13 protein-coding genes are annotated in these 21133 nt (G+C 61.5%); 6 read left to right on the top strand and 7 right to left on the bottom strand.

Translation table 11 applies throughout. The features are described from left to right. The first annotated feature begins 311 nt into the window (after positions 1-311). The 4 genes from DMO26_RS34815 to DMO26_RS22665 all read left to right on the top strand — a co-directional run bounded on the left by DMO26_RS34815 (position 312) and on the right by DMO26_RS22665 (position 9943). Positions 312-5756, top strand: a complete 5445-nt coding sequence (locus DMO26_RS34815; protein WP_117194429.1) for an Ig-like domain-containing protein — start codon at positions 312-314, stop codon at positions 5754-5756. A gap of 89 nt (positions 5757-5845) precedes the next feature. After that, positions 5846-7573 (top strand): type I secretion system permease/ATPase, encoded by a 1728-nt coding sequence (locus DMO26_RS22675; RefSeq protein ID WP_117194488.1) that lies wholly within the window; start codon positions 5846-5848, stop codon positions 7571-7573. Next, positions 7570-8547 carry a calcium-binding protein gene (locus DMO26_RS22670; protein WP_117194428.1) on the top strand — a complete coding sequence of 326 codons (978 nt, stop codon included), beginning with the start codon at positions 7570-7572 and terminating at the stop codon, positions 8545-8547. Before DMO26_RS22675 ends, DMO26_RS22670 begins: the two co-directional genes overlap by 4 nt. A 76-nt stretch (positions 8548-8623) precedes the next feature. Next, positions 8624-9943: an HlyD family type I secretion periplasmic adaptor subunit gene (locus DMO26_RS22665; protein ID WP_117194427.1), complete on the top strand. Its 1320-nt coding sequence runs from the start codon at positions 8624-8626 to the stop codon at positions 9941-9943. A 191-nt stretch (positions 9944-10134) separates the two neighbouring features. Here DMO26_RS22665 and DMO26_RS22660 read toward each other — a convergent pair whose 3' ends face one another. The 4 genes from DMO26_RS22660 to DMO26_RS22645 all read right to left on the bottom strand — a co-directional run bounded on the left by DMO26_RS22660 (position 10135) and on the right by DMO26_RS22645 (position 14040). Then, the gene (locus tag DMO26_RS22660; RefSeq protein WP_117194426.1) at positions 10135-11193 is read right to left on the bottom strand and encodes an ABC transporter ATP-binding protein; all 1059 of its coding nucleotides are present in this window, start codon (positions 11191-11193) and stop codon (positions 10135-10137) included. A gap of 21 nt (positions 11194-11214) precedes the next feature. Continuing rightward, complete coding sequence (locus tag DMO26_RS22655) at positions 11215-12003, bottom strand: ABC transporter permease (protein WP_117194425.1); 789 nt, start codon at positions 12001-12003, stop codon at positions 11215-11217. Position 12004: 1 nt separating this feature from the next. Continuing rightward, positions 12005-12829: an ABC transporter permease gene (locus DMO26_RS22650; protein ID WP_117194424.1), complete on the bottom strand. Its 825-nt coding sequence runs from the start codon at positions 12827-12829 to the stop codon at positions 12005-12007. A gap of 170 nt (positions 12830-12999) precedes the next feature. Then, positions 13000-14040: an ABC transporter substrate-binding protein gene (locus DMO26_RS22645; protein ID WP_117194423.1), complete on the bottom strand. Its 1041-nt coding sequence runs from the start codon at positions 14038-14040 to the stop codon at positions 13000-13002. Between the two features lie 199 nt (positions 14041-14239). On the opposite strand from DMO26_RS22645, the gene DMO26_RS22640 reads away from it, so the two are divergent. After that, entirely contained in the window at positions 14240-16117 is a 1878-nt protein-coding gene (locus tag DMO26_RS22640; protein WP_117194422.1) for an adenine deaminase, read from the top strand. 120 nt (positions 16118-16237) lie between these two features. Beyond that, positions 16238-17341, top strand: coding sequence for an NADH:flavin oxidoreductase/NADH oxidase (locus DMO26_RS22635; RefSeq protein ID WP_117194421.1), 1104 nt, complete (start codon positions 16238-16240; stop codon positions 17339-17341). A gap of 94 nt (positions 17342-17435) precedes the next feature. On the opposite strand, the gene uxuA is transcribed toward DMO26_RS22635, so the two are convergent. The 3 genes from uxuA to DMO26_RS22620 are packed head-to-tail and all read right to left on the bottom strand — an operon-like array spanning position 17436 to position 21130. Continuing rightward, positions 17436-18641, bottom strand: a complete 1206-nt coding sequence (uxuA, locus tag DMO26_RS22630; RefSeq protein WP_117194420.1) for a mannonate dehydratase — start codon at positions 18639-18641, stop codon at positions 17436-17438. Positions 18642-18663: 22 nt separating this feature from the next. After that, positions 18664-19707 carry an L-idonate 5-dehydrogenase gene (locus DMO26_RS22625; protein WP_117194419.1) on the bottom strand — a complete coding sequence of 348 codons (1044 nt, stop codon included), beginning with the start codon at positions 19705-19707 and terminating at the stop codon, positions 18664-18666. A gap of 10 nt (positions 19708-19717) precedes the next feature. Next, the gene (locus tag DMO26_RS22620) at positions 19718-21130 is read right to left on the bottom strand and encodes a TRAP transporter large permease (protein ID WP_117194418.1); all 1413 of its coding nucleotides are present in this window, start codon (positions 21128-21130) and stop codon (positions 19718-19720) included. Between the last annotated feature and the right edge of the window lie 3 nt (positions 21131-21133).

Raw genomic sequence — 21133 nt, 5'->3', positions numbered from 1 at the left:
ATGAATGCCGTGCATTGGAACGGGGGGCCTGTGGGCCAATCCACAAATCTTCGCTGAGCCATTCAGCAACGCTGATATCCGCCGTCCCAATTGCTCGTCTGGTCCTGCCGATTTCATGCGGTTTTCCGGCGAAGACGCAGGCGGAAGAGCGAGCGCGGGCCTGACCTCACGGGCCGCCCAGTGTTGATGCTTTGCATTTCGTCTTACGAAGACGATCCGACACGCAGTGCCCGCACTGAAGGTGCGGGCCTAAAATTCATCTAGAAATCAACAGTTTGAACGGATTTTATCTGTTCAACAGGAGGCTTATTATGTCTGATGCCACTCTGGCTGCCGGCGGCGTTACGCCCGTGAACGCTTTGCTTATGAAGAAAGGCTCTGCCGCCCAGTCGATCAATCTAACCGAAAAATTCGGTGCCGGTTACACCTTTTCCGTAAAAGGCACCCACGATGACGTAGTTGCAACAACCGTCGATTCCAATGGCATCCTGACGCTCACCTCCGGTGACCTCGGCCATTCCGACATCCGCATCATCGCCACCGCTCCGGACGGTTCGACCGTCAGCGACGATTTCCGTGTGCGCGTCGCCGGTGAAAACGCCTATACGATCGCTGTACTGCCCGACACGCAGGACTATACCGATCACGCGAACATCAGCCATATGTTCGGCGACATGACGCAATGGCTGGTCGACAACAAGGACAGCCTTAACATTCAATTTGTCACCCATGTCGGCGACGTCACGCAGCACAACTATACCAACGAATGGGCGGTTGCGGAGGAGGCGCTCCGCAAGCTCGACGGAAAGATTGCTTATTCGATCCTGCCCGGCAACCACGACCTCAGCACCGGCGGCAGTGCCGCGGATCGCTCCGTCGACAATCTCAGCAAATATTTCACGGTCGAGGAACAGTCGAAACTGCCGGGCTTCGGCGGCGTCTACGACAAGGAGCCGAACAGCTTCGCCAACAACTTTGCGACGTTCACCGCACCGGATGGCACCAAATGGCTGTCGCTCTCGCTCGAATTCGGCCCGCGCGATGACGTGCTGCGCTGGGCCGGCGAGGTCATCGAGGATCATCTCGACTACCGCGTGATGATCACCACGCACGGCTATATGGCCGGCGACGGACGTGTCGGCCCGGTCACTCCGCAGCTCACCGGCGAAAATGCCGGACCGGCCTATGGCGTCGGCAATTCCGTTGAAGGCGCCTCCGATGGCGACCAGATGTGGGATGCCTTGGTCAGCAAGTACCCGAACATCAGCTTCGTATTCTCCGGCCACAACTTCATCGACGGTGCCGAGACCCAGGTAGACTACGGTGCCGGCGGCCAACCTGTCTTCCAGATGCTTGTCAACTATCAGAACGGTATCTCCCGCGAGATCACCGGTAACGGCAACGAAGCGCTGGGCAGCAACGGCGGCAACGGCGCCATTCGCCTGCTGACCATCGATCCGGACAACAACGCCGTTTATACCGAGACCTATTTCACCAATTTCGACGATTATCTCGACGGCTATCGCGTCAAGGAAGATCTGGACCGCAACGGCCTCACCGGCTACTACCGCGGCCACCAAGAAGAGTTCCATGACGTGGACATGTCCGCTCCGGTCGTTCATGCCTTCGCAAAGGCCGGCCACGACCTGTTGGTCGACGCCGGAGAGGATGACCTTGCCAGCGTCACGCTCGATGCTTCTTCCTCCATCATCCCCACCGGCACCGACGCCACCTACACCTGGAAAGATGCAGACGGAAAGGTTCTAGCCACCGGCGCAAAGCCGACCCTGGATCTGACCAGCGGTTCGCACGTCCTGACGCTCGAGGTTAGCGAAGCCGGCGGCCATGTCAGCGTGGACCAGGTACGGGTCACAGTCAAAGGTGTCAGCACGCTGCTCGTCGACAATTTCAACGACGGCAACTCGAATGGCTGGTCGGCGCCGACGGATGTGAAGCTCGCCCAGTTTGGAACGCCTGCCGATTTCAATGTTCCGGCAATGAGCGGCGGCGATGCTGAAATCCTCAGCTTCCCGAAATATACGGCCCAGCAATATCTCAAGATGGAACTGCAGCCGGCAGGAACGCCGTCCGCAGGCCCGATCTCGAGCTACACGTTCGTCATGGACGTGCTGATTCCGAATGAAACCGACTGGTTCGCCTTCTTCCAGACTAACCCGGCCAATACCGACGACGCCGAATTTTATCTGGAGAACCATGGCAACGGCACCGGCGGCCTCGGCATCTCGGAACGCTATCACGGCAACTTCAAATATGGCGAGTGGCAGCGCGTAGCCTTCTCGTTCGAGAAGCAGGCAGACACCAGCTACGTCATCAAGAAGTATATCGATGGCGTGCTTGTCGGTCAGCAGACCGACACCTATCGTGGCGGACGCTTCGACATCGATCCGGCGAAGGGCGTCCTGCTATTCTCCGACGACGGTTCGGACACGTCGCGCGGTCAGGTCAACAGCGTTCTGTTCAGCGACCGCGCCCTGACCGCTGCCGAGATCGCCGGCTTCGGCAAGGCTGATGCCGACGGCATCTCTTCGGCTCCGATTGCGGGTGCGTCGCAGTTCGACTTCACTGGTGGCAAGCTTGCCGCAACATGGGGACCGGCCAAGCTGTCCGTACCTGACGTCGTCGTCTCGACGACTCTCAAGGTCGTCGGTACGGTGAAGTCCGGCGAAGTGGACGGCGAAGGCGTGCTGAAGGATCTCACCAACAGCGGTACCAACATCCTTGTCTGGAATGAAAGCGGCGCCAAACAGTGGAGCGAATACGTCTACGATGTCACGCTCAGCACCAACGACAATTCCGGCCAGATCGGTGCGGTCTTCCATTACCAGGATCAGAAGAACTACTACCGCGTCACCTTTGACGTCAACGGCAATGCCCGTACGCTGGTCAAGGTGCAGGGTGGTGTCGAGACCGTGCTTGCCACTGTGGCCCACGGCATCATCATGGGCGACGAAGTCGACTTGCGGGTGGTCGTTACCAACGGTGAAATCCGTGTCATGCTCAATGACAAGGATGTGTTCAACGGCCCGGTAACGGACCCGAACCCGCTGGCGAAGGGCACTGTCGGCATCATCAGCAAGACCCAGGACACCGCCACTTTCGACAATGTCACGGTAAACAAGGTCACGTTGACCGCACATGGCGAAGCCGAAGCCCGCGCCTTCGACATGGACGGCGATGGTGTCGTTCAGGTGACCCTGCATGCCGGAGCTTCCTTCGGAACCGAAGACATCATCAGCTATCGCTGGCTGGTGAACGGCGTCGAAGTCGCAACAGGCAAGGATGCCACGTTCAATCTGCCTGTCGCCACCAAGGACGTAACCCTCGAGATCACCGATAGCGCCGGCAAGGTTGCGACCGATCTCGTCAAGGTCGATCTCGTCAGGCAGGATCAGCTGCTGATGACGGACGACTTCAGTTCGCTGGCACGCTGGCGTCTGTTCAACGAAGGCGAGAACGGCGTTGCCGCCAACTGGCACCTGGAAAACGGCAAGCTCGTCCAGAATGCCGACGTTCGTTCGCAGCAGCTGACCAACGGCGGAAACGCCACCAGCGGCAACCTGTGGGATCGCGGCTGGAGCCCACTCGGCGACGGCGACTACATCCTGCGCAAGGGCGCCTACGCGCTCTACATGGGCGAGGACGTGCAGTTCTGGAAGGATTACTCCGTCGAGGTTGATCTCATCGGCGGCGGCAACGACGTGATGGGCCTGATGTTCTACTATCAGGATCCGAAGAACTACTACAAGGTCGAGCTCGACAGCGAAAACGGCCTGTTCCAGCTGACGCGTATCGTCGATGGCATCGAATCCATCCTGGCACGCACCGGTGGTCGCTATGCGATCAACAAGGCAATGCAGTTGCGCGTCGACATCAAGGATCACGTCATCGACGTCACCCTCGATGGTGAGGCACTCTTCGAAAACAAGGTCGAGGATCACAGCCACAACAGCGGCAGCTTCGCCCTTTACAACTGGAGCGCCAATGGCGGCGTGTCCTATGACAATGTCAGGGTGGTTTCGCTGGAGACCGGTCCGGTCGTTCCTCCGACAGACCCGGAGATTGTCGGCACGGGAGGCAACGACGTGCTGATCGGTACTGAAAAAGCCGAGATCATCATCGCCGCAGCCGGCGACGACGTTATCCAGGGCCTTGGCGGCAACGACAAGCTGTTCGGTGATGCCGGTGCAGATGCGATCCTCGGCGGCCTCGGCGACGACAAGATCGACGGCGGCGCCGGCGACGACACGCTGATCGGCAACGAAGGCAATGACGAGATCAAGGGCGGCGATGGTGCCGACCTGATCGACGGCAGCGAAGGTAATGACGTTCTCACCGGCGGCAACGGTTCCGACTCCTACATCTACAGCGCTGGTTCTGGCTCCGACACGATCGTCGAAGGCACGGGCCAGACCGGAGATCAGGACCGCTTGTTCCTCGATGACGCAGCCCGGGGCGATGTGGTCATCCACCGCCATGGCTCCGACATAGAGCTGCAGTTCGGCGCCGAGACTGTCACCCTCAGGGGGCAGCTCGCCGGTGGCGGCATCGAGGTCATCTCGTTTGCCGATGGCACCACGCTTGTCGGTTCCGCGATCGGTGCTGCGGCCGTCAACCGTGGCCCGATCGTGACGGCGCCTGTGCCTGCCACGGGTAACGAGGATACGCAGATCCTCGGCCAGATCATGGCGTCCGACGCGGACGGCGATCAGCTGACCTACGCCGTCAAGACCGGCTTTGGCCCGGCCCATGGCGCGGTCTCGCTCGATGCGACGACCGGAAAGTGGAACTACAATCCGGCTGCCAATTACAACGGCGCCGACAGCTTCACGGTTGTCGTCTCCGACGGACATGGCGGCATGGTCGAGCAAGTGGTCAGCCTGGCGATCGCTGCCGTCAACGACGGACCGGTGGCCGTGGACGACACGGGCTTCGTCCTGGAGAAGGAAACCAAGATCTTCGATCTCATCGGCAACGACCAGGATATCGACGGCAATCCGCTGTCGCTGACAGGTTTTGCCGTTGAGGGCGTGGCCGGCTTCGATCTCTCCGCAGACGCCGCGAAGGCTGCGTTCGCCATCGTCGATGGCAAGCTGACCTTCACGCCGGGCACCCTGTTCGAGGGCCTCAACGACGGCGAGACCGCGACGGTCACCCTGTCCTATACCGTCAGCGACGGCACAGTCACCGACAGCGGCAGCTTCACGCTGACCGTCAATGGTGAAGGCCGCCCGCAGAACGTGATCATCGGCACGGAAACCTCCAACGTGATCATCGGCACCGATGGCGATGATGCCATCGCGGCCTATGGCGGCAACGACTACACTTTCGGTCAGGCAGGAGCTGACGTCATCGACGGTGGCGAAGGCAACGACTACATTTTCGGCGGCGTCGGCAACGACGTCTTGAACGGTGGGGACGGAAACGACACCCTGTTCGGCGATGCGGGCAACGATTACCTGATCGGCGACAAGGGCAACGACCGATTGACCGGCGGCGCTGGCGCAGACACTTTCGTGTTCCGCTCCGGTTTCGACCATGACACGGTGATGGACTTCGGCACCGGCGACGTGATCGAGCTTTCGACCACCGACTTTGCCGACTTCTCCGAGCTTTCCGAATCGCTGCACGATACGGCCCTCGGCACCGAACTGACGCTCGACGATGGTTCGACATTGACGATCACCGATGTCGACAAGGCTCATCTCACCGCCGACCACTTCCACTTCGCGGCGTAACAGAGACAGCCAGCCCCGCGGCGATAGTCGCGGGGCTGGTATTTCCGAAATGCGATTTGCACCGCCGTTCCAAGAGCACCGATTGTCCCATGCGTAAAAACACATCGACCTCTGAGATTGCCGCGACACTGAGTGCTTGCCGCGGCGCCTTTGTCGGAATCGGAATCTTCAGCGGTTTCATCAACGTGCTTGCCTTGTCGGGCTCGCTTTTCATGATGGAGGTCTATGACCGCGTCATCCCGAGTGGCAGTCTTCCGACGCTGGCCGGGCTGTTTGTGCTTGTGGCGATCCTCTATTTCTTTCAGGGTGCACTGGAACTGATGCGGACCAGGCTCTTGGGCCGGATCGGCGCCAGCCTTGATCAGGCACTCCGTTCGCGCGTTTTCGATGCCGTCATCGGCCTGCAGCTCAGAGCGCCTCGCGTCGGAGAAAGCAGTCAGCCCCTGCGGGATCTCGATACCATTCGCGCCTTTTTGTCGGGCTCGGGTCCGACTGCCTTTTTCGACATGCCATGGCTGCCCTTCTATCTGGGCATCTGCTTCATATTCCACCAGCTGCTCGGTCTGGCGGTGCTTTTCGGCGTGGTCTTCCTGATTTTCCTGACTATTCTAACCGAACTCATTTCCAGATTGCCGACCCAGGAAACCGCCCGTCAGAGCGTCGCCCGCAACCGCATGCTGGAAATGAGCCGCCGCAATGCCGAAGCTCTGGTTGCCATGGGAATGGCCGGCCGGGTGCGGCAGCGCTGGCAGGAGGTCAGCGACCGGCATCTGCAGGCGCAGCAGTCGACCAGCGATACATCGGGGGGCTTCGGCGGCATGGGCCGGGTGTTCCGCATGCTGCTGCAATCCGGTGTCCTCGCCGTCGGCGCCTATCTGGTGATCGGCCAGGAAGCGACATCCGGAGTCATTTTGGCCGGCTCCATCCTTTCGGCCAGGGCGCTCGCGCCAATCGATCTGGCGATCTCGAACTGGAAAGGCTTTTCCGCCGCGCGCCAGGCGAAGGAACGGCTGGACAAACTGCTGGTCCTGCTGCCGGAACAAAGAGAGCCCATGCAGCTCCCAAAACCTCAGTTCGAAGTCGCTGTGCAGAATATCGCAGCCGCCCCGCCAGAGGCCCAGAAGATCGTGGTCCAGGACATCAGTTTCGTGCTCAAACCTGGAAGCGGGCTTGGCGTCATCGGGCCGAGCGCCTCGGGCAAGTCTTCGCTTGCACGCCTTCTCGTGGGCATATGGACGCCGCAACGCGGCACAATCACCATCGATGGCGCGCCGCTCAACCAGTGGTCTGCCGAAGCGCTGGGGACGCATATCGGCTATCTGCCGCAAAATGTCGAGCTGCTTGAGGGTACGGTCGCGGAGAATATCAGCAGGTTCGATTCTGCCGCCACCCCGGACCAGATCATCGCTGCGGCCAAGGCAGCCTCTATTCACGATCTCGTGCTCGGATTGCCGCAGGGCTACGATACGCAGATCGGTGAACAGGGAGAAAACCTGTCCTCCGGCCAGAGGCAGCGCCTGGCCCTTGCGCGCGCATTGTTCGGCGATCCCTTCCTCGTCGTGTTGGACGAGCCCAATTCCAATCTCGATGCCGAAGGCGAGGCGGCGTTGACGAAAGCCATGTTGGCCGTGCGCCAGCGGCAAGGCATCGTCATCGTCATCGCACACCGGCCCAGCGCCCTTGCAGGCGTCGATTTCGTCCTGGCGATGGCAGGCGGGCGGCAGCAGGCCTTCGGTCCCAAGGACGAAGTGTTGGCGAAAGTCCTGCAATCGGCATCGGGTCTCAAAGTCGTCCCCACATCGGCGGTAGCATCATGAAAACCCCAGCCCAGCGCCACGCAGATGGCCTTGTTCGCGCTATGCGCCGCGACACCATGATCGGAACCGCGGTTCTCGTCATGCTGGAGACCGGACTGGTTGGCGTCGCCGCGGCGATGACGGGCCTGAATTCAGAGGAGGATCAACCCGAGCCGGCACTCGGGGGCGACCAAGAGGCTCAGAAGACCCGGCCCGCCGGCGGTTCGAAAAGCCTCCCCGACACGCGGCTTGCCACGGCAGGCAAGCCTGAACATCTGGCTGTCGAACCGACGGATGACAGCTACACGCCGTCCGCAGACTTTTCCCGGCTCGGTTCGAGCGGGCTCCATCGTCCGCGCGAAATCGGTAATGGCGGATTATCCCTGGAAGATACCGACGGCATACCTGCCGGCCACGTCCCCGCGGGCACCGTTCATGGTGCGGTTCGGTCTCCTCCATTCGGAGGCCTCAGGGAAACGGGCGGATCAGCCTCTGAAGAGAAGGACCATCCGGCGCCGCCGCCCGCCGACAACGATATGAAGGTCCTGCTCGGCACCGAAGCCAGGGATGTGATCGCCGGGACCGACGGCGATGACTACGTCTTCGGTCGCGGAGGCCCGGATGTGCTTGCCGGCGGGACCGGAAATGACCGGCTGCTCGGCGGCGAGGGCGATGATATCCTGTCCGGCGGCGAAGGTAGCGACATCCTGGTCGGCGACAAGGGGCGCGACGAACTCACCGGCGGTGCCGGTGCTGATCGCTTCCTCTTCCGCGCCGGCTTCGGCCGTGACACCGTGACGGATTTCAAGGCCAACGGCGCCCTTGACGTGATCGATGTGGCCAAGAACGAATTTACCGATTTCGCAGCGCTCGCCCACCACCTTTCGGACACGGATCTCGGTGCGGTTCTGACGCTGCATGACGGATCGACGCTGACGCTCAGCCACGTCACTGTGGCCAATCTGACGATGAATGATTTCCGCTTCGAGGTTTGATCGCGAAGTCCAGCTATGGCGTCGATCCGCCGGATTGACGTCTCCCTGAAACTGTTTCTAGTCTGGGTGCAACAAGATGCAGAACGCCAACCAGAATAATTCCGCCTGGGTCCGCAAATCGATCAGGCGGCACATCATGGCAGGGGCTGCGATGATCGTGCTGCTCAATTGCGGCGTGGGCGGATGGGCCGCGGCGACCGATATTGCCGGCGCCCTGATTTCGCCCGGCACGCTCGTCTCCGCCAGTCATGTGAAGAAGGTTCAGCATCCGACCGGTGGCGTCGTCAACCAGATCCTTGTGCGAAACGACACGCTGGTGAAAACGGGAGATCTGCTGGTCAGGCTCGATGATACGGTCATCCGCGCCAATCTGGCGATCGTCACCAAAGGTCTCGACCAGATGCGGGGGCGCAAGGCGCGCCTGCAGGCTGAACGCGACGGCAGCGAACGGATCGAGTTTCCGACCGAACTGACCCGTCGCGACAATGACGAGACTGTGAAGCAGATCATCAGCGCCGAAACGCGACTGTTCGAGATCCGCAAGACAGCCCGCCACGGACAGAGAAGCCAGCTGCAAGAGCGGATCAGTCAGCTGGAAGAACAGATCAACGGCGTTGTCGCCCAGCGCGCCGCCAAGGACGAGGAAGGCGTCCTCATCGGAAGGGAGGTAGAAAGCGTGCGCCGGCTCTGGGAGCTGAAGCTCGTGGAATTCAACCGGATCAACAATCTTGAGCGCGATATCGTGCGAGCTCGCGGCGAGCATGCGCAATTATCGTCCTCGATCTCCGCGACGCGCGTAAAGATCAGCGAGATCCAGTTGCAGATCATCCAGATCGACCAGGATCTGGCAAGCGAGGTGGCCGGCGAGATCCGTGAGATCGACGCCAAGATCGGCGAGCTCGAGGAACGCCAGATCGCTGAGGAGGATCAACTGAAGCGCATCGACATCCGCGCGCCGCAGGATGGATACGTTCACGAACTGACCGTTCATACCATCGGCGGCGTGGTGGCGCCGGGAGATGCACTGATGCACATTGTGCCTGTTGATGACGTGCTTGCCGTCGAGGCAAGGGTGAGGCCGCAGGATATCGACCAGGTGCATTTGGGCCAGGACGCGGCATTGCGGTTTTCCGCGTTCAGCCAGCGAACCACACCCGAAATCAAGGGAACGGTCGGCAGCATATCGGCCGATATATCGACCGACAGCCGGACCGGGGCGAGCTATTACAGCGTGCGCATCGCCATTGCCCGCCCCGAGGTCGCGCGTCTCGGCAATGTCGCTCTCGTGCCGGGCATGCCCGTCGAAGCCTTCATCCAGACCGGCGAAAGAAGCGTTGCCTCCTACCTGATAAAACCTCTTTACGATCAAATGATGCGGGCTTTCCGCGAGTCATGATGGCAACCCGCGGCAGTTTCGCCGTCGTACTGGCGTAGCGAGCGCCATCGTCATTTCCCTATCCGAATTGGCGGAATTAGACGCAGATTTTGTCGGGATAGCGTTGGCTTTGAGTGCACCGATGGTCATTGCCGCAGGCAACATCTATGGCACATTGCGCGGGCAGGTCGGCGAATCTCGTTGATCGGCCGTCAATCTTCCGGATCAAGGATGCAGCACTGTTCCGAAACCGGCGTCAATACCGCCTGGGCACCGGCTTCCGGAGGATCGAAAAGGGGGCCATTGGCGGTAATCTCGCCCGCTGCCGCCTGGCATTTATACTGGTAGGCGCGGCCGAGATAGGTGCGGGTGCCGAGTGTCGCCGGAATGCCCTCGCCATCGCGACGAACAACAAGGCCATCCGCCCGCGTGGCAAGGACGAAATCATCCTTGATCGATCCGAACGCGTCCTGCGACAGATGCAGCCTGGTGCCGCCGGCGGCTTCGGCGATCACCGTGGCACCATCTCTGCCGATCACCTTCATGCGGATCAGATTTTCGAAACCGACGAAACGGGCGACGAAGGCGTTGGCTGGTTTGCGGTAGAGCACTTCCGGCGTATCGAGCTGCAGGATGCGGCCGGCATTCATGATCGCGACGCGGTCCGAGATCGAAAATGCCTCCTCCTGATCGTGGGTGACATAGAGCGACGTCGTGCCGTTGGCACGCTGCAATTGGCGGATTTCGACGCGCATGTCGATCCGGAGCTTCGCATCGAGGTTCGAAAGCGGCTCGTCGAACATCAGGAGCGGCGGTTCGATGACGAGTGCGCGGGCAAGCGCGACGCGCTGCTTTTGGCCGCCTGAAAGGGCTACCGGCAGGCGATCGGCGAAGGGAGCGAGGCCGACGCGCTCCAGCATGGCCATGGCCCGTTTTATGCGGTCCGGCTTGGCGACGCCCCGTTGCTTGAGACCGAAAGCGACGTTATCCAGCACCGTCAGATGCGGGAAAAGTGCATAGTTCTGGAAGACGAGGCCGATATCGCGGGCATGGGCGGGCAGCGTGGTGAGATTGCGGTCGCCGAGCCGCACCTTGCCGCTGGTCGGTTGTAGAAAGCCCGCGACAATACGCAACGTGGTCGTCTTGCCGCAGCCGCTGGAGCCAAGCAGCGAGACGAGTTCGCCGGCGGCAACCGACAGCGACAAATCCTTCAGCACCTGGGTGGTGCCGTAGTGGGCCGAGAGGTTTTCGATGGTCAGGGATGCAGTCACGGTAAACCTACTTGGCCAAGCCTATTTGGTAAGAAATGTGAGGCCGAGCGTTGCCTCGATGATGGCCATGACGCCGACGGTAACCAGCATCAGGAGCACGGAAACGGAGGCGATCGTCGGGTCGAAGAACTGTTCCATATGGGCCAGAATCTGGATAGGCAGAGTGGAAATGCCTGGTCCCGTCAGGAAGACCGAAACCGACACGTCGTTGATCGATGTGATGAAAGCGAGGATGAAGGCGGCGATGACGCCGGCCTGAATGTTCGGAAGTACCACGGTCAGGAAGGTCCTGAGCGGCGGGCAGCCGAGGCTCATTGCGGCCTCCTCGATCGAGAAATCGAAGGAGGCGAGGCTCGCGCCGACGACGCGCACCGAATAGGGCAGCACCAGCAGCGCATGACCGAGGATGAGACTGGGGAAGACCGGAAGGCCGGAACCGATGGTGATCGATTTCAGGAGTGAGAAACCGAAGACGATTTCCGGCACCAGGATCGGCAGTACGAAGAGGGTCGAAAGCCAGCGCGGCAGCTCCACCCGGTAGCGGTTCAGCGCATAGGCAGCCGGAACGCCGATCAAGAGCGACAGCGCGGTCCCGAGGAAAGCGACCTGCAGACTGGTGATCGCGGTGCGGCGGAAGGCCTCGATCTGGAAGATGTTGGCGAACCACCGCAGGCTTAAACCCTGCGGCGGGAAGGTGAGGTAGGTCGTATCGCTGAGCGACGCGCCGACGATGATGACGAGGGGCGCGAGCAAGAAGAGGAAGACGAGGGCGGCAAACGCGCCGAGGAGAGGATGAACGCGTGTCGGCATGTCACACCGCCATCGGATTCAGCCGACGGGCGATCCGGCTCATGATGGAGACGATGGCGATGGTGATGACCACCATGATCGCCGCAACGGTGGAGGCGCCGACCCAGTCGAAGGTCACCATGGCGCGCTGATAGAGGAATGTGCCCATCATCATCTGCTTTTCGCCGCCAAGCAGTTGCGGCGTAGCGTAGGAGGTGAAACTGCCGGTGAAGACCAGAACCGCGCCGACAATGAGGCCGGGCGTGGCGAGCGGCAGAATCACCTGCAGGAAGGTCGGGATCGGTTTTGCGCCAAGCGAGGCGGAGGCCTCGGTCAGATCGCGCGGGATGCCTTCAAGCACCCCGGTCAGCGTCAGGATCATCAGCGGCACGAAGAGATAGACCATGGCGACGATGACTGAACCTTCTGTATAGAGCATGGAGAGCGGCTCTGTGATCAGGCCGATCGACATCAGCGTATCGTTGACAATACCGTTCTTGCCGAGAATGATTAGCCAGGCGAAGGAGCGGACGACGACACCGGTGAGCAGCGGAAAGACTGCCGCGATGATCATGATGCTCTTCAGCCGCCCCGGCATCTGGGCGATCACATAGGCGGTGACGAAACCGATGACGAGCGAGAGCGCCGTCGTGATCAATGCGACCTCTAGTGTGCGAAAGAGCACCGCACGCCGGAAACCGCTGTTGAAGAAGGCCGCATACGTGGAAAACGCCCCCTTCGCCTCGCCGAACGTCGTGGCGATGGTGAGGGCCACGGGGATGATCAGCAACACGACGACGGCGATCGTCGCAGGTAGCGGCAGGCCCCATTTGGCGAGTTTGGTCATTGGATTTTTTCTTTCGAAGGCATTCGCGGTGCGGCAAGTTAAGCCCCTCCCCCCTGTAGGGAGGGGTTGGGGGACTTCACTCCGAGTGAAAACCCTCCCGTCTGCCAGCCGCCCTCCCCACAAGGGGGAGGGTTAAGTTTGTAGCACCGTCACGGTCCCTTTAAATATGCTTACTTCCCAAATACCTCATTCCACTGATCAATCCATTCGGTCTTTGCAGCATTCATCTTCGAGTAGCTGATGAGGCTCAGGCTTCCAACCTGTTCGGCGCCATAGGTCCAGATCTTCGCCTGGTCAGGCGTGAGCTGCACCTTGGTATTGATCGGCGCATCGACGCCCTGCTCGGCTTCCTTCTGCTGCACGTCCTTCGACAGGATGAAATCGATGAACTTGTAGGCGAGGTCGACGTTTTCGGAGCCCTTGGAAATGTTGATGGTGTTGACCGTAGCGATATCGCCTTCCTTGAGCTTGGCCCAGGTCATGGTCTTGACGGCCGCCTGCATCGAAGCGAGCGTGAAATCCTGTGCCATAGCGACGCGCACTTCGCCGGTCGATATCAGGTTCACCAGTTCGGAACCGGTATTGTAGTTCTTGACGACGTTCGACTTCAGCGCCTCGACGGCCTTGAAGGTCTTTTCCGTATCCGCATAGGGATCGACGCCGGCATGCTTGCCGGCCTGGATGACCGCCATCGGGCCCGCCGTGGTGGTGATACCCGGCAGCGAGACGGCGCTCTTCAGGTCCGGGCGCCACAGGTCGTTCCACGAAGTGATCGGCGGGTTGACCTTGGCGCTGTCATAAACGAGGCCGACACGGCCGATCGTGTACGCCGGGCCGTACTTGCCCTGCGGCGCGCGGCCAAGCTCGTAAATTTCCTTGAGATTCGGGATCTTCGACTGGTCGATCTCCTTGAACATTCCCTGTTCGATGCCCTGCTGCGAGAAGCTGTCGGAGAGGTAAATGACATCGACGCCCTTGCCGTCCCGCAGCTTCAGCTTGTTGAGGCGGTCGGCATTGTTGCCGGTCTCGAAGACGATGTTGCAATCGCAGATTTTCTTGAACGGCTCGATGATGTTGGCGTTCATCTTCTCGCCGTTGTACCCCCACCAGGATATGGTGAAGGTCTTCGACTGGGCGCTGGCCGTCGCCGCGCCGCCGAGGGTTGCGAGAGAGATGACAGTTGCCATTTGGATGAAGCGAGCGGCCTTCATGAGCCTTGTCCTTTGTGAAAGAGCGGCGTTGATCCTGCTCCGGGCGTCCCCCCGGAATTAAGGGGATACTATTTTTTGAACCATTCGCCCGCAAGCTCAATAATTGGGCATTCGCGATTTTGAACAGGAGATGCGGTTGCTTTACAGACGGTGCGCCGGCCTCTAGGTTCCGGCCATCCGAGACATCCGAAAGCATACCATGGCAATCTTGCCCGACATCCTGCCAGACGACCTTCTGATCAATGCCGGCAACGAAGTGCGCATCCGCCAGGATCTCGTTCTGACGGCGCTGGGAAAACGCCCGGCCGATCGGCTGCTCAGGGTCGGCAGGCTGCTGGATGTCCACAGCCGCACCTGGCTCGAAGACCAGGAAATCGTCATTAAGGGCCGCCGCATCGCCTATGTCGGCCCGGCCGGCGGTTATCAGGGCGAAGTGGTCGAGCGTGTTCACGAGCCGGCCCTTGCCGCCGTCCCGGGTTTCGGCGAAGCGCACAAACATATCGAAAGCTCGCATCTGACGCCGGAATTCGAGGCGGCGCTGGTCATGCCGTGCGGCGTCACCTGGGTTTGCGAGGCGAGCCACGAATTCTCCAACGTCAATGGCGCGAAGAATCTCGAGTTCTGGCTGACAGCCCGCCATGCCGGCTCGCCGATGAAGATCTTTCCGCTGCCGGGCTCGGCCGTCCCGCCGACGGCCTATGAATGGGGCGGCGGCCATTTCGACTATGACGAGCAGAAACGGTTCCTGTCCGAAAGCCTGATGGTCGCCGGCCTCGACGAGGTCATGGACTGGCCCTCGATTACCGATCCTTCCAATCCCTCCTACGACCGCCTCTGGGGTATGATCGGCGCGACCTTTGAACAGCGTGGCGTGGTGGAAGGCCATGGCGCCGGCCTGCGCGACCTGCCGTCGATCAACGCCTTTGCCGCCGCCGGCCTGGCGTCCGATCACGAAGGCTGGTTCTTGGAGGAGATCTGGCAAAAGCTGCAGCACGGCCTGTTCATCGAACTGCGGCCGCATTCGCTGCCGGAAGTCATCCGTGGTCTGGTCGAGAAGAATTTGGCCGACTGGTCGCAGATCGCCCTTGTCACCGACGACCGCAGCGCCTCCGACACGCTGAAGATGGGTGCAACGGACTATAATGTCCGCCTTGCCATCGAAAACGGCCTTGCGCCGGAAATCGCCATTCAGTGCGTCACGCTCAACCCGGCGCGGCATATGCGGCTGACGCCGTGGGTGGGTTCGATCGCGCCAGGCCGCTTTGCCGATATTGTGCTGCTGGACGATGTCGAGAAGCTGTCGATATCCAAAGTCTGGGCCGACGGCCGACCGGTTTCGAAAGGCAAGCGCTTCACCGGTCATTTGCCGAGGATCGATTGGCCGGATTGGGCGACGCAGACGGTGACGATCGACCGAGAGGTCACCGCCGCCGATTTCCGTATCGAGGCGCCGGCCGGCCGCGCTACCGTCAATGCTGCTCTGCTCCGTCCCTTCCATTGGTCGGACGATTTCGTCACCATGGAACTGCCGGTCAAGGATGGGGCCGTGCAGCGTGACCACGACCGCAACGTCACGAAGTTCTCGATCGTCGATCGCTTCTCGGGCGCGGCGAAAGTTTCGAAAATGTTCTGGCTCGGCACCGGGCCACGTACGCCGGATACCGCGCTGGGCTCGACGCTCGGCCATGATAAGCACAACATCTGGGTCGTCGGCTCCTCGGACGAGGCGATGGCTATAGTCGCCAACGAACTGAGGGCGCAGCAGGGCGGTTGGGTTTTGGTGTCGGGCGGCAAGGTGCTCGCCCGCGTCCACTACGAGGTGGGCGGCCTGATGACGGCGCGGCCGGCGGAAGAGTTGGATGCTGAAATGCAGGCGCTCTACAGGGCAGGCGAGACGATCGACTGGATGTACGAGCCGACCTTTTCGCCGCGCTGGTGGCCCGGCTTTCCGGAGCGGCTGTCTTTTGCGACATTGACCTGTTCGCCTTGGCGCTGGGTGCTCGTCGCGCCGTCCGAGCGCGCGCCGCAAGGTTTCGTCAACGTGCTGACCGGCCAGACGCATCCGGTCGTTTGGTAGGGAGCTCTCCTCAGCGTGACTTGAAGCGCGGGACGTGATTTGCCACAAAGCGGAAAACCGATCCCAGCGTACCCATCCTCCCATCTGGCGCGCCACAGGTCGCTTCACAAGGAATCCGCCATGGCCCAGCCCGCCCTCTTCACGCCCATCAGTGTTCGCAATCTCGATCTCCAGAACCGTATCGTCATCGCGCCCATGTGCCAGTACTCGGCCGAGGACGGCTGCATGACCGACTGGCACCTCATCCATCTCGGCCAGCTTGCCCTTTCCGGTGCCGCTCTGCTGACGATCGAGGCGACCGGTGTCACGCCGGACGGCCGTATCACCTATGCCGATGTCGGGCTTTATGACGAGGCCAGCGAGAAGGCGATGGCACGCGTGCTTGAAAGCATCCGCAAATGGTCGGATATGCCGATCTCCGTGCAGCTCGCCCATGCAGGCCGCAAGGCCTCGACCGACAAGCCCTGGCTCGGCGGCGGCCAGATCGCGCCGGATCACCGGAACGGCTGGCAGACCGTTTCCGCTTCGGCGATCCCGTTCAACCCGAAATACGTCGCGCCGACCGCGCTCGACAAGGACGGTTTGAAGCGGATCCGCGATGCTTTCGCCGCTTCCGCCGTGCGGTCGGCCCGCATCGGGCTCGATGCGATCCAGATCCATGCGGCGCATGGTTATCTGCTGCACCAGTTTCTGTCGCCGCTTTCCAACCGGCGCACCGACGAATACGGCGGCTCCCTGGAAAACCGCCTACGCTTCCCGCTGGAAGTGTTCGACGCGGTGCGTCAGGCTTTTCCGTCCGAAAAGCCGGTAACGGTGCGCGTATCGGGAACCGATTGGGTTGAAGGCGGATGGGACGTCGACCAGACAGTCGCGTTCGCGCAGATGCTGGATGAGAGGGGCTGCGATGCGATCCACGTGTCGAGCGGCGGACTGCACATGGGACAGAAGGTCCCGCTCGGCCCGAGCTACCAAGTACCGCTCGCGCGTGCCGTCAAGGCCGCAATGAAGATGCCGGTCGTAGCCGTCGGCTTGATCACCGAGCCGACGCAGGCCGAAGCGATCGTCTCTACGGGTGACGCGGACATTGTCGCTATCGCTCGCACCATACTCTATGATCCGCGCTGGCCGTGGCATGCCGCTGCGGAACTCGGCGCCCAGGTGAGCCCGGCACCGCAATATCTCCGCTGCCAGCCGTCTCAATTCAAGAGCCTGTTCAAAGTCTGATCGGGCCTCTTCATAGGGTTGGTCGGCTCGCAAGGCGAGCTACCGGTGGGTCATTTCCTGCTTCAGGTAGGCAAGTCGCTTTTCCTCTTCCGGCCTACTGGCCGGCGCCGATGCCGAATGTCTTATGAGACAGCGCGCGCTCGATGCCGCGCAGCTCGGCAAGCCCCTTGAGGCGGCCGATAGCCGGATAACCGGGCTGGGCGCTACGTTTCAGATCATCGAGGATTTCCTGTCCATGGTCCGGCCGCATGGGAATCTGGTGGTCGGCACGGCCTTCCGCTTGGCGGCGGCGCTCCTCGGCCAGTAGTTCCGCAATAACCGCCACCATGTCGGTGTCGCCTTCCAAGTGTTCGTCCTCGAAAAAGGAACAGGGTGTGCCTTCCTCCTCGCGACGGACGTTGCGCAGATGGATGAAGTGGATGCGGGGTGCAAGGCGGCGGGCCATGGCCGGCAGATCGTTTGCGGCGCGGGCGCCGAGCGAACCGGTGCAGAAGGTGACACCGTTTGCTGGGCTGTCGACCTGGTTCAGCATGTGCAAATAATCCTCTTCGGTAGAGAGGATGCGCGGCAGGCCGAGCAGTGGCCATGGCGGATCGTCGGGATGGGCACAGATGTTGATGCCGACCTTCTCCGCCACCGGCGTCACCTCCGAAAGAAAATCGACGAGGTTCTGCTGCAGCCGCTCGCGACTGATGCCGGAATAAGTCTTCAGCAGTTCGAGCAATTGCGGCAGCGTGTAACCATCGGCCGAGCCGGGCAGCCCCGCGCCGATATTCTTCGACAGCGCCGTCCGCCGTTCCTCGTTCATATCGGCAAAGCGTTTGGCAGCCTTGTCGCGGATCTGCTCGTCATAATCCTCAGTCGCGCCTGGCCGCTTCAGGAGATGCAGGTCGAAAGCGACGAAATCAGTCAGGTCGAAGCGCATCGCCTTTGCGCCATGACGGGCCGTCCAGCGGAGGTCGGTCCGCGTCCAGTCCAGAACCGGCATGAAATTATAGCAGACGGTGCGGATGCCCGAGCCCGAAAGCCGGCGGAGTGTCTCCTGCCAGTTGGCGGTATGGGCGCGCCAATCGCCGGTCTGGGTCTTGATGCTTTCGGAAACCGGTACGCTCTCGACTACGTCCCAGACGAGCCCGCCCACCTTGATCTCCTGATGCCGCTTGGCGATTTCCGCGACCGGCCAGACTTCGCCGGTCGGGATGTGATGCAGTGCGCTGACGATGCCATGGGCGCCCGCCTGGGCGGCATCTTGCACGCTCACCTTGTCGATTGGGCCAAACCAGCGCCATGTATGTCTCATCGATATGTCCTTCCGGGAAATCTCAGGTCAGGAACGTCAGCTGAACCTTGCAGGCGATGGCGCGATCGCCGGCGCGTTCGAAAGCTTCAGCCGCTTCGGTGATCGGGAATGTGTGAGAGATGATCGGCCGCACGTCGATGGCCCGCGACGAGATCAGTCTGACGGCTTCTGCGAACTCCCGGTCGAACCGTTGCGAGCCGATCCAATGGAGTTCCTTGCCGACCAGGGCGTTGAGCGGCACGGTTATGTCACCGCTGACGCCCACCTGCACGATCATGCCGCGCGGCCTCACCGCCGCGATGGCGTTGCGGATTGCGGGCGCCGCCGCGGAGCATTCGAAGGCGATATCGAACTGGCCCTTCTCAGCTTCGAATACGGCGAAGGCCCCGGCATCCTTCGCCATGTTGATCGTGCGGCTGGCGCCCATGGCCGTGGCACGTTCCAGTGCGGCATCGGTGAGATCGGTGACGACGATCTCCGCGGCGCCGGCATGACGAGCAGCGGCGACGACCAGCACACCGATCGGGCCTGCTCCGGTGACCAACATCCGTTTGCCGCCCAGATCACCTGCCCTTGCGATAGCGTGCAGGCAGACGGCGAGCGGTTCCGAGCAAGCTGCTTCGCCCGCCCCAACGGTATCGCCGGCCGGCAGGCACTGGGTGGCAGGCACGACGAGGTAATCGCGGAACATGCCTTGCGCATGCGGAAGCCGCATCGCGCTGCCCATGAACTGCATGTCGAGGCAGTGGATGGCCAGCCCTTCCCGGCAGAAGCGGCATTTGCCGCAGGGCCGGCTCGGATTGACGGCTACCAGCTGGCCGATGGCCAGTCCTGATACTCCGGGGCCGAGCATCTCGACATGCCCCGCCGCCTCATGGCCGGGTATGATCGGCTCGCGCACCCGGATAGGGCCGAAGCCGCCATCCTGATAATAATGGAGGTCCGAGCCGCAGATGCCGGCGGCGGCCATCTTCAGCAGGACTTCGCCTTCGCGAGGGGCCGCGACCGTCCCCTCTTCGACCTTCAGATCCTTTTGGCCGTAAAGCCTCGCCAAGCGCGTTTGCACCGATCAATCCTCACTTCGGCCGGATGAGGCCGAGTTCCGTCGGCAGCCATAGCGTGACCGCCGGAATGAAGGTGATCAGGATCAGCGCGATGAACAGCGGCACCAGCCAGGGCAGGATCGCCATCGTAGTGCGTTCGACCGAGAGCCTGGCGACGCGCGAGAGCACGAAGAGCACCATGCCGAGCGGCGGATGCAAGAGCCCGATCATCAGGTTCAGCGTCATGATCAGCCCGAAATGCACCGGATCGATGCCGAACTTGGCGACGATCGGCAGCAGGATCGGCACGAGGATGGTGATGGCGGCGATCGTGTCCAGGAAGCAGCCGACAAAGAGCATCAGCAGGTTCACGAGGATCAGGAACACCCATTTGTTGTCGGTGATCGACAGGATAGCATCCGACAGAAGCTGTGCCGCCTGGCTCACCGTCAGCAGCCAGGCGAAGATCGAGGCAGCGGTGACAATGAAGAGAACCGAAGCGGTCGTCTCGATCGTATCAAAGGTTGCGCGCGCCAGCGTCGACATGGTCATTGTGCGATAACGTACGAGGCCGAGGAAGAGCGACCAGAGCACGGCGGCGACCGCCGCTTCGGTGGGCGTGAACCAGCCCATGGTCATTCCGCCGATCAGGATGACCGGCGTCATCAGCGCCATCACGGCCGAGAAGTTGAAGTACCAGTCGAGCGCGAGCAGCACGACGAGCGCGATGCCGGCGGCGAGGTTCATGGAAAGGCCGGCTTCCATCAGCAACCAGATCAGCAGCGGCACCGCGAAGACGACGACAATCTCAAGCGAGGCGGACATCAGTTGCTTCATCTTGAACGGCGTGTCGGAGCCCCAGCCCTTGACATAGGCGAAGATGGCGACGGTCACCATCATGAGGAGCGTCATGACCACTCCCGGCAGGATGCCTGCCATGAACAGCGCGCCGATCGAGACGTTCGCCATCATGCCGTAGATGACGAAGGGGAGCGACGGCGGGAAAATCGGTCCAAGCGTGGCGGAGGCAGCGGTGACGCCGACGGCAGCCTCCACCGGATAGCCATGGTCCTTCATCGCCTTGATCTCGATCGTGCCGATGCCGGCAGCATCGGCGAGCGCCGTGCCGGACATTCCGGAAAAGATCACCGAGCCTATGATGTTGACCTGCGCAAGGCCGCCTTTCATCCAGCCGACCAAGGCGACGGCGAAGGAATAGATGCGGCCGGTGACGCCGGCGGAATTCATCAGGTTGCCGGCCAGAATGAAGAAGGGAACCGCCAGCAATGGAAAACTCTCGACGCCGGCGATCATCCGCTGGGCGGCGATGATATCGGGCGCGACGCCGTAGAGGACAAGGTAAAGTACCGAGGCGACCGCCATGGAGACGGCGACCGGCACGCCGACGAGCATCAGGACAAGAAACGAACCGACAAGCAGCAACATCGC

The organism is Rhizobium terrae (assembly GCF_003425685.1).
Taxonomy (GTDB): domain Bacteria; phylum Pseudomonadota; class Alphaproteobacteria; order Rhizobiales; family Rhizobiaceae; genus Neorhizobium; species Neorhizobium terrae.
The sequence above is the reverse complement of the archived record's forward strand: the minus strand, read 5'-3'. Positions and strand labels throughout refer to the sequence as shown.